We start from the raw sequence: 15,104 nt of genomic DNA on the forward strand, positions 1-15,104 counted from the left end.
GAGTCGTCAGCTGCGCTGGCGATGCCGCGCCGCTTGCGGCAATATTGCGCCCCCGTTTCACCACCGAGTCCGAAAACGATGAAATTCATCCATCAACGCGAACACCTGGAAGAGGGCGATCTGGTGGTCATCCAGTGTTCGCAACCCTGCAATATTCGCCTGATGAACGACGCCAATTTCCGCGCGTTCCGAAATCGCGGTCGGCACAGTTACCACGGCGGTGCCTTCATCAAGTTTCCGGCGAAGATCCGCGTGCCCTCTGGTGGCTTCTGGAACATCACGCTGGATACCGTGAGCCGTCGTGCCGTCAGCGTGACGCGCAAGCCGCAGATGGAATACAGCATCAAGATCGTGCGCCGCCCCGGAGCCTGATCGTAGACGTCGAAGAAAAAAGCTAAACGCTGACAGCCTGCCTGCGGTCACAACTCGTGAACCTCGCAAAAGGAGAGTCGGCATGCTGAAGTTTCTAGGCGGTACAGTCGGTATCATTTTCATCATCGGCCTGATCGTGGTTATCGGCCTGCTGAAACTGATCTTCTAGGCATGAAAAAGCCCCGCTATCGGTAGCGGGGCTGCGTTGATTCAGAGCCGTCGCTGGTTTTCTTGATGCTGGGCGCAACTCATGAAGCCTTTGCTGTCGACACGGCCGTTGACGTCGAAATTCACGTAGTAGGGCTGTTCCACTCCGTCGACATTGAGCACGTAGTTGTTGCAGGTGCCGCCAGTGACGTTGTTCCGTACTTCCGAAGAGGGTGGGCCACCGAGGGTTCGTACCTGATCCTGAGTCATGCCGTGGTCGACTTGCTTGACCAGGGGCTCATTGTGAAAGGTCACGTAATCGGTCGGGTTCTCGAAGGTCGAGCAACCGCTGATCGTGGCCGCTACGGCCAGTACTGCAAGGCTGTGCTTGTACATGTCGTCGCTCCGTCGAATGAGCCGAAATGGCTCGACATGGATTGGAGCGCGTCTCATGCGTGGGAGTTCGCTTTTCTCGATGATCGGCTCTGCTCGTTGCCTGTTCGCCGCTATACCTGACCTTACCCTGTAAATGAAGAGAGCCCGCTATTGCGGGCTCTTTTGCATCAGTCGTCGTAGCCCAGGTTGGGCATCAGCCAGCGCTCGCTGACGGCGATGTCCTGGCCCTTGCGCTTGCTGTACTGCTCGATCTGATCCTTATCGACCTTGCCCACGGCGAAGTACTGCGCCTCAGGGTGGGCGAAGTACCAGCCGGATACCGCCGCCGCCGGGAACATGGCGTAGTGCTCGGTGAGGAACACGCCGCTGCGGCCGGCCTTGTTGTAGTCGGCCTCAGGGTCGAGCAGCTTGAACAGCGTGGCCTTCTCGGTGTGATCCGGGCAGGCCGGGTAACCCGGGGCAGGGCGGATGCCCTTGTACTGCTCACGGATCAACGCCTCGTTGTCCAGTTGCTCGTCCCTGGCGTACCCCCAGTACTCCTTGCGCACGCGTTCGTGCAGCCACTCGGCGCAGGCCTCGGCGAGGCGGTCGGCCAGTGCCTTGACCATGATCGAGTTGTAGTCGTCACCCTTGGCCTCATAGGCTTTGGCCACTTCCTCGGCGCCAATGCCGGCAGTGGTGATGAAGCCACCGACGTAATCGGTCACGCCGCTCTCCTTCGGCGCAACGAAGTCGGCCAGCGACAGGTTCGGCTTGCCGTCAGGCTTGATGGTCTGCTGGCGCAGATGGTGCAGAGTGGCCAGGGGCTTGCCATCGTTGCCGTAGATTTCGATGTCGTCATGCGCGACCTGGTTGGCCGGCCAGAAACCGAATACGGCGCGGGCCTTGATCAGTTTTTCGTCAATCAGCTTCTTCAGCATCGCCTGGGCATCGTTGAACAGGCTGGTGGCCGCTTCACCGACGATTTCGTCGGTGAGGATGCGTGGGTACTTGCCGGCCAGATCCCAGGAGATGAAGAACGGTGTCCAGTCGATGTACTCGGCCAGGGTGGCCAGGTCGATATCGTCCAGCACCTGCGCACCGGTAAAGCTCGGCTTCGGTGCGACGTAACCGTTCCAGTCGAAGGCGGGTTTGTTGGCGATGGCGTCGGCATAGCCAAGGCGTTCGGTACGCGAGGCACGAGCTGAGGTGCGTTCACGCACCACCACGTATTCGTCGCGGGTCTTTTGCACGAAGTCGGCCTTGAGCTCCTTGGACAGCAGCTGGGTGGCCACACCCACGGCGCGTGAGGCGTCGGTGACGTAGACCACCGCATCGTTGCTGTACTGCGGGTCGATCTTCACCGCGGTGTGGGCCTTGGAGGTGGTGGCGCCGCCGATCATCAATGGCAGGGTGAAGCCCTGGCGCTGCATTTCCTTGGCCACGTGCACCATCTCGTCCAGCGACGGGGTGATCAGACCGGAGAGGCCAATGATGTCGCACTTCTCGGCGATGGCGGTCTGCAGGATCTTCTCCGCCGGCACCATTACGCCCAGGTCGACGATGTCGTAGCCGTTACAGCCCAGCACCACGCCGACGATGTTCTTGCCGATGTCGTGCACGTCGCCTTTCACGGTGGCCATCAGGATCTTGCCCTTGGCTTCCGGCTTGTCGCCTTTCTCGGCTTCGATGAAGGGAATCAGATGCGCTACTGCCTGTTTCATCACCCGGGCGGATTTGACCACCTGGGGCAGGAACATCTTGCCCGAGCCGAACAGGTCGCCGACCACGTTCATGCCGCTCATCAGCGGGCCTTCGATAACCTCGATGGGCCGCGCGCACTGCTGGCGGCACTCCTCGGTGTCTTCGACGATAAAGGCGGTGATGCCTTTTACCAGCGCGTGCTCCAGGCGCTTGTCGACTGGCAGCGAGCGCCACTCTTCGTTCTCGACTTCCTTGGTCGCGCCGCCGCCACGGTAATTGTCGGCGATGGCCAGCAGGGCGTCGGTACCGCCTGGCGTGCGGTTGAGCACCACATCCTCGACGCGGTCGCGCAGCTCCTTGGGAATCTCGTCGTAGATTTCCAACTGGCCGGCGTTGACGATGCCCATGGTCAGGCCGTTCTGGATCGCGTAGTAGAGGAACACCGAGTGGATCGCCTCGCGCACCGGGTTGTTGCCACGGAACGAGAACGACACGTTGGACACGCCGCCCGAGCTCAAGGCGTAGGGCAGGTTGTCGCGAATGAAGGCGCAGGCTTCGATGAAGTCCACGGCGTAGTTGTTGTGTTCCTCGATGCCGGTGGCCACGGCGAAGATGTTCGGGTCGAAGATGATGTCTTCCGGCGGGAAGCCCACTTCGTTGACCAGAATGTCGTAGCTGCGCAGGCAGATTTCCTTCTTGCGCGCGGCGGTGTCGGCCTGGCCGACCTCGTCGAAGGCCATCACCACGACGGCGGCGCCGTAGCGCTTGCACAGCTTGGCGTGGTGCTTGAACTGCTCGACGCCTTCCTTCATGGAAATCGAGTTGACGATGCCCTTGCCCTGGATGCACTTCAGGCCGGCCTCGATCACCTCCCACTTGGAGGAGTCGATCATGATCGGCACGCGGGAGATGTCCGGCTCGCCGGCGATCAGGTTGAGGAACCTGACCATGGCCGCCTTGGAGTCGAGCATCCCCTCGTCCATGTTGATGTCGATCACCTGAGCGCCGGCTTCAACCTGCTGCAGGGCGACTTCCAGGGCCTCGGTGTAGTTTTCCTCACGAATCAGCCGGGCGAACTTGGCCGAACCGGTGATATTGGTGCGCTCGCCGACGTTGACGAACAGCGAGTTGCGGTCGATGGTGAACGGCTCCAGGCCCGACAGGCGGCATGCCTTGGGAATCTCCGGAATCGGGCGCGGTTGGTACTTGGCGACCGCTTCGGCGATGGCCTGGATATGCCCGGGCGTGGTGCCGCAGCAGCCACCGATGATGTTGAGAAAGCCACTGGCTGCGAACTCTTCGACCACCGCCGCCATCTGCGCCGGGGTTTCATCGTATTCACCGAAGGCATTGGGCAGGCCAGCGTTGGGGTGCGCGGAGACGTGGGTGCCGGCCTTGTTCGACAGCTCTTCCAGATAGGGGCGCAGGTCAGCGGCACCGAGGGCGCAGTTCAGGCCAACGGAAATCGGCTTGGCGTGGGCCACCGAGTTCCAGAACGCTTCGGTGGTCTGGCCGGAGAGGGTACGGCCGGAGGCGTCGGTGATGGTGCCGGAGATCATGATGGGCAGCTCGACACCGTCTTCGTCGAACACCTGCTGCACGGCGAAAATCGCCGCCTTCGCGTTGAGGGTATCGAAGATGGTCTCGATCAGGATCAGGTCGGCGCCGCCTTCGATCAGGCCACGGGTGGCTTCGGTGTAGTTCTCCACCAGTTCGTCGAAGGTGACGTTGCGGTAGCCGGGGTCGTTGACGTCCGGGGAGATCGAGCAGGTACGGCTGGTCGGGCCTAAAACGCCTGCGACGAAACGCGGGCGATCCGGGGTTTCCAGGGTCTTGGCATCGGCCACTTCACGGGCCACACGGGCGCCGGCCACGTTCAGTTCATAGACCAGCGACTCCATGTCGTAGTCAGCCTGGGATACCTGGGTGGCGTTGAAGGTGTTGGTTTCCAGGATGTCGGCACCGGCATCCAGATACGCCTTCTCGATGGCAGCGATGATCTGCGGCTGAGTCAGCAGCAACAGGTCGTTATTACCTTTGACATCGCTCGGCCAGTCGGCGAAGCGCTCACCGCGGTAGTCGGCCTCTTCCAGCTTGTAGCTCTGGATCATGGTGCCCATGCCGCCATCGAGGATCAGGATGCGCTCCTTCAGGGCTTGCTGGAGGGCTTGGAGGCGGGCGCTGCGATCGGACATGAGAACTACCTGAGCAAAGCGGAAACAAAGGTGCGCGATGATAGCAAAGCTGCAGGGGTCTGGAGCGTCTCGGGGATTCCCATGAATTTCATTCATGTTCCTAGGGGCGCCGTCTCGCTAGAATTGCCAGCATCGAAATCAAGGACGTGGTCATGCTCAAGCCTGCTGCTCTGTTTCTTCTTTCTTTCGCAGCTGGCCTGGCCCGTGCGGAAGCGATTTCCTATGTCGATGACGTACAACCGATCCTCACCCACAAGTGTGTGGCCTGCCACACCTGCTACGACGCCCCGTGCCAGCTCAATCTGGGCAGTGGTGAGGGCATCTTGCGCGGTGCCAGCAAGCAACTGGTCTATGACGGCACGCGCAGCAAGGCGCAAGCGACCACACGCCTGTATCTGGACGCGCAAGGCGAGGCGGCCTGGCGTAAACGTGATTTTCATTCGGTACTCGATGGTGAGAACGGGCAGGCAGCACTGATCAAGCGCATGCTGGAGTTGGGACGCAGCCAGCCGCTCGAACCCAATGCCAAGCTTCCTGACAACCTCGATATCGCCATCACCCGCAGCAACAGCTGCCCATTGCCGGGTGAATTCGCCGCCTACGCACAGAAGAATCCCCATGGCGGCATGCCTTTCGCCGTGACCGGTCTGAACGATGACGAGTACGCCACCCTGGAACAGTGGCTGGCGCAGGGTGCACCGGTCGCCGAGCAGGCGCTCAAGCCCAGCGCAGTCGAGTTGCGCCAGGTGGAACAGTGGGAAAACTTCATGAACGCGCCAGGTGCGCGGCAGAATCTAGTGTCGCGCTGGCTCTACGAGCACCTGTTCCTGGCACACCTGCACTTCGAAGGTGGTGAGCCTGGGCACTTCTTCCAGATGGTGCGCTCACGAACCCCCAGCGGCAAAACCATCGATCCCATCGCCACACGCCGCCCCAATGATGACCCAGGCACCGAGTTCTATTACCGCCTGTGGCCAATCCAAGGTGTGATCGTGCACAAAACGCACATCACCTACCCATTGGGCGAGGACAAGCTGGCGCGGGTCAAGGAGCTGTTTTTCGGCGACGACTGGACGCTGGATGCTGTGCCAGGCTACGGCGCCCAACGTCGCGCCAACCCCTTCGAGACCTTTGCCGCGATTCCGGCGCGGGCGCGCTACCAGTTCATGCTGGATAACGCCGAGTACTTCGTGCGTACCTTCATCCGTGGCCCGGTGTGCCGCGGGCAGATCGCCACCGACGTGATTCGGGACAACTTCTGGGCCGTGTTCCAGGCGCCCGAGCACGATCTCTATATCACCGATGCCGAATACCAGCGTGAGGCCACGCCCCTGTTGGCCATGCCCGGCCAGTTCGACGATATCGGCGATCTGCTGGGCTTGTGGCGCAACTATCGCGACAAGCGCAACGACTACGAGAACCTGCGCAAGGACGCCTACGCCGATGCGCCTGCCGCCGATTGGGCACATATCTGGAGCGGCAATGACAACGCGCTGCTGTCGATCTTCCGCCAGCACGACAGCGCTTCGGTGCGCAAAGGCCTGCTCGGCGAGATCCCGCAGACCCTGTGGTGGCTGGACTATCCGCTCCTTGAGCGCACCTACTATCAGTTGGTGGTCAATTTCGACGTGTTCGGCAACGTCTCGCACCAGGCGCAGACGCGCCTGTACTTCGACCTGATCCGCAATGGCGCCGAGGTCAACTTCCTCCGCCTGTTGCCGGCGCGATCACGCGAGGCTTACCTGGATGACTGGTATCAGAACAGCGGCAAGTTGAAGATGCTGCTGGACTACACCTCGGTCGATCATCGTTCACCGAGCGCCATTGGCCTGACGGGCAACGATCCGAAGAAGCAGTTTGCCGAGCAACTGCTGCAGCGTTACGCCAAGCTCAATGCGCGGCCGGATCCGATCAACCGCTGCACAAGAGCACACTGCTATCGCGATGGCCTGCCCAAGGAGCTGCAGCATGCCGAGCAGGCGCTGGCGCGTCTTGCCAGTCGCCCGGCCGGTGGCCTGCGAGTGATCGATCAATTGCCGGAAGCGACGATGCTGCGCGTGGAACTGAGCGATGGTTCGCGCGAGATCTACAGCCTGCTGCGCAACCGTGCCCACAGCAACGTGGCGTTCATGCTCGGTGAGGAGCTGCGCTATCAACCGCGGCTGGATACCCTGACCATCTATCCGGAAGTTCTGAGCAGCTACCCGAACTTCCTGTTCTCGGTGAAAGCCGACGAGGTGGATGCTTTCGTCAAGCAAATGGAAGGTGTCAGCGACGCCAAGTCCTTCGAGCGTATCGTCGACCACTGGGGGATACGGCGTAGCCATCCCGAGTTCTGGCGCTACTTCCATGATATGGCCGAGCATATCCGCGAAACCCAGCCGCTGGAGGCGGGCGTGCTGGACATGAACCGCTACGAGAACCTCTGAGCGTCACTTTCGGAGCGCACCAGGTGCGCTTCGAAAGCACCCGGAGAGGCGTGGCTATGGCTGCGATCAATTCCTACTAATTTACTTGGGCTTTAACCGGGCGACGCTCTGGCGTACACTGCGTCCATGTTCGCGAGGAGTTGCCATGAGCGCCATCACCATTACCCAAGCTGCCGAAGATTACCTGGCCGAGCTGCTGAGCAAGCAGGACACTCCGGGTATCGGCATCCGAGTTTTCATTACCCAGCCAGGTACGCCCTATGCGGAAACCTGCATTGCCTACTGCAAGCCGGGTGAGCAGAAGCCTGAAGACACCGCTGTTGGACTGGCCAGCTTCACTGCCTGGATTGACGGTGTCAGCGAGCCGTTCCTGGAAGACGCGGTAGTGGATTATGCCACTGACCGCATGGGCGGCCAGCTGACCATCAAAGCGCCAAACGCCAAGGTGCCGATGGTCAATGAAGATAGCCCGCTCAACGAGCGCATCAACTACTACCTGCAGACCGAGATCAATCCCGGTCTGGCCAGCCATGGCGGCCAGGTAACGCTGATCGACGTGGTCGAGGAGGGCATCGCCGTTCTGCAGTTCGGTGGTGGTTGCCAGGGTTGTGGCCAAGCCGACTACACCCTCAAGGAAGGCATCGAGAAAACCCTGCTCGAGCGCATTCCTGAGCTCAAGGGCGTACGTGACGTGACCGATCACAGCAATCGCGAGAACGCTTACTACTGAGTAAGGGTTTGCACATGAAAAAGGGGCGACCATGGTCGCCCCTTTTTCATTTCAGGCTTTATGAACGCGGGTAATGGAGGCGGGGAAGCGTTCGAGCTTTGCGGCTGGTCGAATCGGGCGTCTTACCAGTTCGCCACCGCAGTTGGGGCAGCGCAGCGCCAGGACGGATTCGGCACAGGGCCGACAGAAGGTGCATTCGAAAGAGCAAATCAGCGCATCGACACTGGCTGCTGGTAGATCGCAGTCGCAGTTTTCGCAGTTGGGGCGCAGCTCGAGCATGGTGAGTGACTCCGTAGGATGGGATCACTGGAGTCTGCAGATGCTCTGCAAAGCAGGCAATAGGCGGGACTATCTGGGGGCGCCTGATGGCGCCCCGGAAGGTGACTTACTCCGGCATGCTCCACGGCGCCAGATCGAAGCCTTGGCTGCGCAGTTCTTCGCGGGAGCGGGTCAGGGCGTCGGCCAGTTGTGCCGGGTCGGTGTAGGTGTCGCTGGACAGTTGGGTACGGCCGAGCAGACGGGTACTGGTACGGTCGATGACGCTGATGCTGATAACACCGGTACCATCTTGCGGGGACCAGGCAACGCACTGGAAGGGGCGGAATGCACGATCGGCAATCAGCAGGGCTTCGTTAAAACGCAGTGGTGTGTTCATGGGTTCGGTCTCTCCGAGCTAATCCCAGTAATTAATGTGCCCATCGTTTATGAGTGGGCCTTTCATTACTGTTGATGAACGCAGTCGACCTATAAGTCACACACCACTGAAAAAAGTTTTAATTCCCTCACAAAGTGCCCTGCAAGAACCTGCCGGCGTCTCGCCGGTTACAGTTTTCTATTCTGAAAGTTCCACTGACGCCTCTACTTCTTGCTGCTGCACCCCTGAATTGACGGGGGCTGCAACCTCAGGTGCGGCATTACGCTGATGGCGATAGGCACTTACCGCTTCGTATACCGACTTGCGCAAACGGTTAATGCCGCCGATTGGGCGATGCTCCGGGAGTGCATGCCAGGGATTGAAGGACATATTGTCGCAGAACAGATTTTGTTCGCGACTATCGAAGTCCTGAGCCTTTACGGTAATACGCGCCACGCTTTCGAATGGGGAGATTTTTTCGCTCCATTCGACGCTGGGATCTTCAATGGGCATGTAGTACTGGGCATTTTGTTTTTGCACTTGCAGTTCAAAGCATGCTGGCGCGCGATCCAGCGATAGCTGCTGGTACAGCGCATTGCGCAAGAAGTTTGGCAAACCGTCGTTTTGCTTCGGCAGTTCATAGGGAGGGCAGTTCTGCGGAGCGGGCACGACGCGGTATTTGATGTTGAGGTCGCCGAGCTTGAACGGAGCGATGGAGTTGTAGGTGGTCGCCACCGGGGTTTCCGGCGCCGGTGCCAGGGTCTTCAGCGCGATGATCAGGTGACGAATTTCCCAGGTACGTGGATCCAGGCTGGGGAAGAAGGCTTGCACCTTCTTGCCGTCGGCCTGAGCCGCGAAGTTGGTGCGGTATTCAGCCACGTCGCTGACGAAGAACGCCGGATGGTTGAACATCACGAAGTCCTGCTCGCCGGCATGGGCCGGACTTTTCATCAACTTTTCACCGGGGACGTCGAGTAGTTTGATGGCCATGCCGCGGGCATCGCGGGCGCGGTCGAACTGCGGGTAGGCGTTGCCGTTGGACAGGCGCATCCAGGCTTGCCAGGTATGTCCGGGCTGGCTGAATACGCCCTGACGCAGCGACTCGTCCAGATCATCCAGCACATGCACCTCAGCCTTAACGCAGCCATGGGCCTTGGCGTGTGCATCGCGCAGTACGCGGGTGTTGTCACGGTGCTGCTCGACGATGCGTACGGCATCCTCGATGATCACGCGGGTCAGCGCTGCTTCATCCGGCGGAATCTGCTCTTCGCTGGAAACCGGGCCGGAGAACTTCCAAGCGTAGTAGGCCTCGCCGAGACCCCAGCCAATCAGACCAACGACACCCAGTGTGAGCAGGAGCTTGCCGAGCAGGCGACCGAGCCAAAGCCAGAAACGTTTCAACATTATTGGAATCCTTGTTCTAGAACGTGCTGGTGGAGTCAGCCTTCGCAGCTCGGGCCGGGTGTCCAGGGTTTTACGGGGACTTCGCTGAGCTGGGTTTCCAGCTCGTGGTTGCCGAGTACCTTGAGGTATTCGATCAGTGCCAGGCGCTCATCCGGCGACAGCGCGCGACCGATCACGCCCTCCTGGCGGCAGCCATCGCGGAACTCATGGCCGCCGTTGCCATTGCCTCTGATTCGGGTATCGAACAGGAAGCCGCCAGGGAAGCTTTCGCTGCGATAACCGACGCGGCTCGGGTCGAACTCGAAGTTACCCACCCAGAACTGGGCTTGCCGTTCATAAACCGGGGAGAGCAATTCGAACAGGTTCGGCACGGAACCGTTGTGCAGGAAGGGCGGGGTAGCCCAGATACCGTCCAGAGGTCGTGCCTTGTAAGCGCGCTTCTCCTGCACGCCGATGGACAGGCCATAGCCGTCCATGTTCCAGCGCTGGCGTGGGCCGATACCGGCATCCTGATAGGCGCGGTTTTCCACGTAGGCAGTGATGTAGGCCAGGCCTTTGGCGCTGGAGATACTCTTGAAATCGACGTTATCCAGGCTGGCGCCGTACAGTTTGACGTCCAGCTTGCTGAGTTCGGCCTTGGTCCATCCCAGGCGGCTGATATCGAAGCGGTGATCGGCGATATTGTCAGCGGTAGTGGGGTCGGTGCCGACGATGTCGGTCGGTACGATGCGCATCTTCCACTCCGGATCGCGCGAGGGCGCCACGCGCTTGTCACGTGGCTGTGGATTGGGGGCGTGGCAATAGGCGCAGTTTTCGGTGTGGAGCGCCTTGCCGCGGCTGGCCAGCGGCAGATCAACCTTGCCGAGAATCGCTTCTGGCCATTTCGGTGGCTGCAGCGTTTTCAGCGTTTCTTCGAGCGTGTATAGATCATGCAGGCGTACGCTGGAGGCGTAGCGATCGGCCTCTGCAACGGCCTGGCCGTTCTCGCCGAACAGGTGCAGGCTAGCGCCTACGCCCAGCGCTTCACCGATATTGCGGGCCATCGGCTGCATGGCCGAACCGTTCCACTGCACCCAATCGAATTTCCAGATGTCCCAGAGATGCGGATAGCTCACCGGGGCGTCGGCTACGCGGTAGTTGGACGCGTCGAGGGCATCACCAAACACGGTATTGGCGATGCGGCCGAAGGCGTCGGTGCGGCCGAAACCTTCTTCGGTGGGATACAGCCCACGGTGCCAGTCATTGAAAGCCGTGCCCAGCAGGCGGTCGAGTACCTGCTTGAAGTCCTCGCGCAGACGATCACGGCCCTGGGGATACTGGTCGCCCAGCACCGCCTGAGCGAAACGGCGGAATTTCAGCGGGTTGTAGTAGGTGAAGGCCATGCTCATGCCCAGTGCCTGGCCAAAGCCGCCGCCGCGCAAGGTCGGTACGGTTGAGGCCAGAGAGTGCAGGGCGGCACCGCCATCGATGCGTATGGCCTGGCCTTTGTAGCGCAGTTCGCCGGTATGGCAGGCGGCGCAGCTGATATCGAGGAAGTGCTCGCCGCTTTCATTGTCCTCATGACGGGTAAAACCGACAGGCAGGTTACCGGGGTTGAGCGCAGTGGCCTGCTGCTTGGGATCGGTCAGAAAGCCGAAGCGGGCGAGGTAATCGAGGCGGGCGAACTTCTCGCTGCCAAAGGGCATCTCCAGTGCGACGAACCAATCGTAGCGCAGGCCTTTAACCGTTGTGCCCTGGGGGGTGTAATAGTAAGTCTGGCGCTGTTCGTCGCTCCACTGCTCCAGATAGTGCAGCTCATCTGGCTGTTCGAAACTCGGTAAATTGGGATTGGCGACGTAATAGAGCACCACCGCTAGGCCGATGAGCACCAGCAACAGAACGAGTTTCAGGGTACGACGGATCAGGCGACGCATCGGAGACATCCTTGTAGCGTTCTTATTAATTGGTCTGTTATGCCAATACTGTAGACAGTTGGCAAGATGCCATCGTTGTCCGACGACAAGTTTGCAATAACCAGCGGGAACAACCGATATAGAGAAATGATCCAAGCGGCGTCAAAGTTCTTGCTAGCGTTACAGTCATGTGCGCCAAATCATTGTTTTTATTGGGGATACAAAATAATGGCGCCAAGGATGGAGTATGTTAGAGGCTGTTTCCGTCGCATCCCGACAATTATTCGTGGTCGAGCCCGCCGCTGACTGCGAATCACTATTCTCTCTTCTACAAGCCGCCGGATGGACGCTTCATCGCTGCCATCTGGAGCGGCTCACGGCCCAGGCCGGCGATGTGGTGCTGATGCGCCTGCCGGATCAACCCAGTTCGCAGTTGCTGACGGTCTTGGAGCAAAGCCAGGCCTGCTGGGTGGCGCTGCTCGATGAACCACCCCAGCCGAGCATGAAGGCGCTGCTGGGGGAGCGATTCTTCGCGGCACATAGCTTGCCGCTCAATGCCGTCAACCTGCTCGATACCCTGCAGCAGACGCAGGTGTTCGCCCGATTAAGCAAACAACAGGGTGAGCGCCAGGCACGGCATTTTCTGGGTAACAGCAGCCAGGCACGCAGCCTGCGCCAGCAACTGGAGCGTCTCGCCAACTGGTCTGGGCCAATCTTGATCAGCGGCGAACATGGCAGTGGCAAGAAGCTGCTGGCACGCCTGCTTCATGAGGCGTCACCGCGCGCAGGACAGGTGTTGGTGCATGTCGATTGTGTGCGCAATGGCAGTGGTTTGTTCGACGAGCAGGGGCCTCTGGCCGCGGCGGCCAGGACAACGGTTGTGCTGGATGGAGTGGCTGGATTGTCAGCGCAGGATCAGCAGCGGTTGCTGCAGACCTTGCAGGGCAAACCCGATCTGGCGCTGCTTATTATCAGTCGAGGGGAGTTGGAGCAGGCATTGCTCCAGGGCGATTTCCGTAAGGATCTTTATCGCCTGCTGGCGGGCCAGCAACTGCAGACCATCAAACTGCGCGAACAGCACGGCGACCTGTTGCTGCTGGCCGAACACATTGCCAGGTTGCATGGTTCGTCGGCCAGTCGCCGCCAGCGTAGTTTCAGTGATGACGCCATCGATGCGATGACCGCGCATGCCTGGCCCGGTAATGTACGGGAGCTGTGCAGCCGTGTGGTTCGGGCTTTGGCCCAGGCTCGGGGAAGACCGATCAATGCGCAGGATCTTGGCCTCGAGGCGGTGCACAGTCATGACGCTGAAGTCGTTACGCTGGAGGACTATATCCTTCGCGCGGAGCGCCAGGCGCTGGACGACGTACTGGCGCGTCACACCCATAACATGAGCCAGGCGGCGCGCAGCCTGGGCATCTCACGTCCTACCTTTTATCGCCTGCTGCACAAGCATCGTCTGCGCTGAGCAGCATTTGTACCCGACTCAAGGCGGCAAGACGGCGTTGCGGCCAATCTCCCGATAGCGCGCAGACAGGCTGATTATTGTCATCAAGCCACTGCTGGCAGGCGCGATGGAATGCTACGCGTTCTTTCAGTTGCGGCTGACAGCGCTGGCCATCAGCGACCCAGGAAACCCCGCGCGGATCGAGCAGCAAATGCAGATCGTAGTGACGGGCAAGGAGTTCTTCTTCCAGCCACGTGGGGCAGTCGCCGAACAGGCAACGACTCCAAAGGATGTTGCTCAGCAAGTGGGTATCGAGAATCAGCAGGGCAGGATTCTGGGCGCGAGCTGCATCTTCCCAGGCCAGCTGGCCACGGGCGATCACCGGTATATCGGCATAGCAGGTATCGCGCTGCTCGCGCTCGATGAAGTGACGCACGTACTCGCCCACCACGATTCCGCCGAAGCGCGCCTGGATTTGTGCCGACAACCAGCTCTTGCCGCTGGATTCCGGGCCCGTGAGTACCAGCACTTTCATCAATGGCCCCAGACGGCAGGATCACGCCGCCAGCTTCGCCAGCCACTGAGGGCCAGCAGGGTGAAAACGGCATAAAGACCAGCAGTCAGGTACAGGCCGCTGTGTAGGAAGAACGCGACGTAGCACAGATCCACCACGACCCACAGCGCCCAGCATTGCAGGCGTTTCTGCGCCATCCACAGTTGTGCAACCAGGCTGAAGGAGGTGAGTGCGGCGTCCAGCCACGGCGCACTGGCGTCGGTATGGTTGGCCATCAGGTAGCCGAGCAGCAATGCACCGGCGCCGCCCACCAGAAGCCCTGCTATTACGCGTTGCAGTCCGAGTCGGCTGACCTGGCGCCCATCATGGCGTTCGCCACCACGCGTCCATTGCCACCATCCGTAGAGCTGCAAGCCAGCGAACAGCACCTGCAGCAGCAGATTGGAATACAGCCGCCAGTCGTAGAACAGCCAGGCGTAAAGCAGCACCATGAGTAGACCGATGGGCCAGCACCAGGGGTTCTGGCGTACCGTCAGCCACACGGCAATGATGCCGAGCCCGGCGGCAATCAGTTCGAGCCAGGACATCTGGCGTCCTCGTGAAGAGAAAAGGGGGCGATTGTACTGGTCTGCCCGGTATTCAGCACACCAGGCTGTCGGCCTGCCGGTAGAGCGCCAGGAGTTTGCGGGTGATGGTCTGCTGAATATCGTCGCGCTCGAAACTCGACAGACGTTCCAGGCGGGCGAGCTGCAGGCGATGCAGATGGATGTAGGGCATCTGCTGGTCGAACTCGCGCAGGTCACCTTTCATCAGCACCGGCAGGAAAACGTCGCCGATCTTCTTCTGATTACTAATGATCTGCGCCAGTGCCGGTTTGAACGGCATGGTCTTCGGCGCTGGGCCGTGATCCCTGAGCTGCGTGCTGAGCAACAGTCCGGGTTTGCCCAACACCTTGCCAGGCAGCACGCACAGGCCCGTCTTGCGAATGGCCTGGGTATCGATACCGTGCAGCGTGTCATGGAACGCATAGGGGTTGGGCAGCACCACCATCTTGCGGCCGAGGTCGGTGGGAAAGTGCAAGCTGTAGTTGGTGTACAGCTGCCCCACCGATTCGGAATAGACGCACAGGCGGTTCTCGAACAGCTTGATGAAGCGTTCGGCCAGCTCACGGCGGGCCATGCTATCCAGATCCCAGATCAGATCCTGGTTCTGCGGCCGACTGAAGTCGACCTCCTGGTGCTCCATACTGCTCATGCTGGTC

The 15,104-nt window shown here is 60.4% G+C and carries 14 protein-coding genes; 5 read left to right on the plus strand and 9 right to left on the minus strand.

Annotation, left to right across the window (positions count from 1 at the left end; translation table 11 throughout):
• Positions 1-78: 78 nt before the first annotated feature.
• Both HS968_RS12835 and HS968_RS26910 read left to right on the plus strand, forming a co-directional pair.
• The gene (locus HS968_RS12835; protein ID WP_074914993.1) at positions 79-372 is read left to right on the plus strand and encodes a DUF1883 domain-containing protein; all 294 of its coding nucleotides are present in this window, start codon (positions 79-81) and stop codon (positions 370-372) included.
• Between the two features lie 82 nt (positions 373-454).
• Positions 455-541, plus strand: a complete 87-nt coding sequence (locus tag HS968_RS26910; RefSeq protein ID WP_115291545.1) for a small membrane protein YohP — start codon at positions 455-457, stop codon at positions 539-541.
• 41 nt (positions 542-582) lie between these two features.
• Here the strand turns inward: HS968_RS26910 and osmE are convergent, their stop codons facing one another.
• Together osmE and metH are read right to left on the minus strand one after the other, a co-directional pair.
• The gene (gene osmE / locus HS968_RS12840) at positions 583-915 is read right to left on the minus strand and encodes an osmotically-inducible lipoprotein OsmE (protein ID WP_182371509.1); all 333 of its coding nucleotides are present in this window, start codon (positions 913-915) and stop codon (positions 583-585) included.
• A gap of 167 nt (positions 916-1,082) precedes the next feature.
• Entirely contained in the window at positions 1,083-4,793 is a 3,711-nt protein-coding gene (gene metH / locus HS968_RS12845; RefSeq protein ID WP_182371510.1) for a methionine synthase, read from the minus strand.
• A gap of 152 nt (positions 4,794-4,945) precedes the next feature.
• On the opposite strand from metH, the gene HS968_RS12850 reads away from it, so the two are divergent.
• Complete coding sequence (locus HS968_RS12850; protein ID WP_182371511.1) at positions 4,946-7,222, plus strand: fatty acid cis/trans isomerase; 2,277 nt, start codon at positions 4,946-4,948, stop codon at positions 7,220-7,222.
• A gap of 145 nt (positions 7,223-7,367) precedes the next feature.
• The gene (nfuA, locus tag HS968_RS12855) at positions 7,368-7,952 is read left to right on the plus strand and encodes a Fe-S biogenesis protein NfuA (protein ID WP_182371512.1); all 585 of its coding nucleotides are present in this window, start codon (positions 7,368-7,370) and stop codon (positions 7,950-7,952) included.
• 51 nt (positions 7,953-8,003) lie between these two features.
• Here nfuA and HS968_RS12860 read toward each other — a convergent pair whose 3' ends face one another.
• The 4 genes from HS968_RS12860 to HS968_RS12875 form a co-directional block, all read right to left on the minus strand.
• Complete coding sequence (locus HS968_RS12860) at positions 8,004-8,231, minus strand: DUF1272 domain-containing protein (protein ID WP_106741332.1); 228 nt, start codon at positions 8,229-8,231, stop codon at positions 8,004-8,006.
• A 106-nt stretch (positions 8,232-8,337) separates the two neighbouring features.
• Complete coding sequence (locus tag HS968_RS12865) at positions 8,338-8,607, minus strand: hypothetical protein (protein WP_106741329.1); 270 nt, start codon at positions 8,605-8,607, stop codon at positions 8,338-8,340.
• Positions 8,608-8,784: 177 nt separating this feature from the next.
• A complete protein-coding gene (locus HS968_RS12870) occupies positions 8,785-9,990 on the minus strand; it encodes a catalase family protein (RefSeq protein WP_238338947.1) in 1,206 nt (401 codons plus the stop codon).
• Positions 9,991-10,025: 35 nt separating this feature from the next.
• Complete coding sequence (locus HS968_RS12875; protein ID WP_182371513.1) at positions 10,026-11,903, minus strand: di-heme-cytochrome C peroxidase; 1,878 nt, start codon at positions 11,901-11,903, stop codon at positions 10,026-10,028.
• Positions 11,904-12,168: 265 nt separating this feature from the next.
• On the opposite strand from HS968_RS12875, the gene HS968_RS12880 reads away from it, so the two are divergent.
• Entirely contained in the window at positions 12,169-13,350 is a 1,182-nt protein-coding gene (locus HS968_RS12880; protein ID WP_238338948.1) for a sigma-54-dependent transcriptional regulator, read from the plus strand.
• On the opposite strand, the gene HS968_RS12885 is transcribed toward HS968_RS12880, so the two are convergent.
• The 3 genes from HS968_RS12885 to HS968_RS12895 are packed head-to-tail and all read right to left on the minus strand — an operon-like array spanning position 13,310 to position 15,097.
• Positions 13,310-13,864 carry an AAA family ATPase gene (locus tag HS968_RS12885; protein ID WP_182371515.1) on the minus strand — a complete coding sequence of 185 codons (555 nt, stop codon included), beginning with the start codon at positions 13,862-13,864 and terminating at the stop codon, positions 13,310-13,312. The two genes, HS968_RS12880 and HS968_RS12885, sit on opposite strands and share 41 nt — an antisense overlap.
• A complete protein-coding gene (pnuC, locus tag HS968_RS12890) occupies positions 13,864-14,430 on the minus strand; it encodes a nicotinamide riboside transporter PnuC (protein WP_182371516.1) in 567 nt (188 codons plus the stop codon). Before pnuC ends, HS968_RS12885 begins: the two co-directional genes overlap by 1 nt.
• Before the next feature lie 52 nt (positions 14,431-14,482).
• Complete coding sequence (locus HS968_RS12895) at positions 14,483-15,097, minus strand: hypothetical protein (protein WP_202884208.1); 615 nt, start codon at positions 15,095-15,097, stop codon at positions 14,483-14,485.
• Between the last annotated feature and the right edge of the window lie 7 nt (positions 15,098-15,104).

It is taken from the genome of Pseudomonas berkeleyensis (assembly GCF_014109765.1).
In the GTDB taxonomy this organism is placed as follows: domain Bacteria; phylum Pseudomonadota; class Gammaproteobacteria; order Pseudomonadales; family Pseudomonadaceae; genus Aquipseudomonas; species Aquipseudomonas berkeleyensis.

Excerpts from the sequence above, each read along its gene's own strand:
- HS968_RS12835 (WP_074914993.1), top strand. The coding sequence starts at position 79 with ATGAAATTCATCCATCAACGCGAACACCTGGAAGAGGGCGATCTGGTG.
- HS968_RS26910 (WP_115291545.1), top strand. The coding sequence starts at position 455 with ATGCTGAAGTTTCTAGGCGGTACAGTCGGTATCATTTTCATCATCGGC.
- osmE (WP_182371509.1), bottom strand. The coding sequence starts at position 915 with ATGTACAAGCACAGCCTTGCAGTACTGGCCGTAGCGGCCACGATCAGC.
- metH (WP_182371510.1), bottom strand. The coding sequence starts at position 4,793 with ATGTCCGATCGCAGCGCCCGCCTCCAAGCCCTCCAGCAAGCCCTGAAG.
- HS968_RS12850 (WP_182371511.1), top strand. The coding sequence starts at position 4,946 with ATGCTCAAGCCTGCTGCTCTGTTTCTTCTTTCTTTCGCAGCTGGCCTG.
- nfuA (WP_182371512.1), top strand. The coding sequence starts at position 7,368 with ATGAGCGCCATCACCATTACCCAAGCTGCCGAAGATTACCTGGCCGAG.
- HS968_RS12860 (WP_106741332.1), bottom strand. The coding sequence starts at position 8,231 with ATGCTCGAGCTGCGCCCCAACTGCGAAAACTGCGACTGCGATCTACCA.
- HS968_RS12865 (WP_106741329.1), bottom strand. The coding sequence starts at position 8,607 with ATGAACACACCACTGCGTTTTAACGAAGCCCTGCTGATTGCCGATCGT.
- HS968_RS12870 (WP_238338947.1), bottom strand. The coding sequence starts at position 9,990 with ATGTTGAAACGTTTCTGGCTTTGGCTCGGTCGCCTGCTCGGCAAGCTC.
- HS968_RS12875 (WP_182371513.1), bottom strand. The coding sequence starts at position 11,903 with ATGCGTCGCCTGATCCGTCGTACCCTGAAACTCGTTCTGTTGCTGGTG.
- HS968_RS12885 (WP_182371515.1), bottom strand. The coding sequence starts at position 13,864 with ATGAAAGTGCTGGTACTCACGGGCCCGGAATCCAGCGGCAAGAGCTGG.
- pnuC (WP_182371516.1), bottom strand. The coding sequence starts at position 14,430 with ATGTCCTGGCTCGAACTGATTGCCGCCGGGCTCGGCATCATTGCCGTG.
- HS968_RS12895 (WP_202884208.1), bottom strand. The coding sequence starts at position 15,097 with ATGAGCAGTATGGAGCACCAGGAGGTCGACTTCAGTCGGCCGCAGAAC.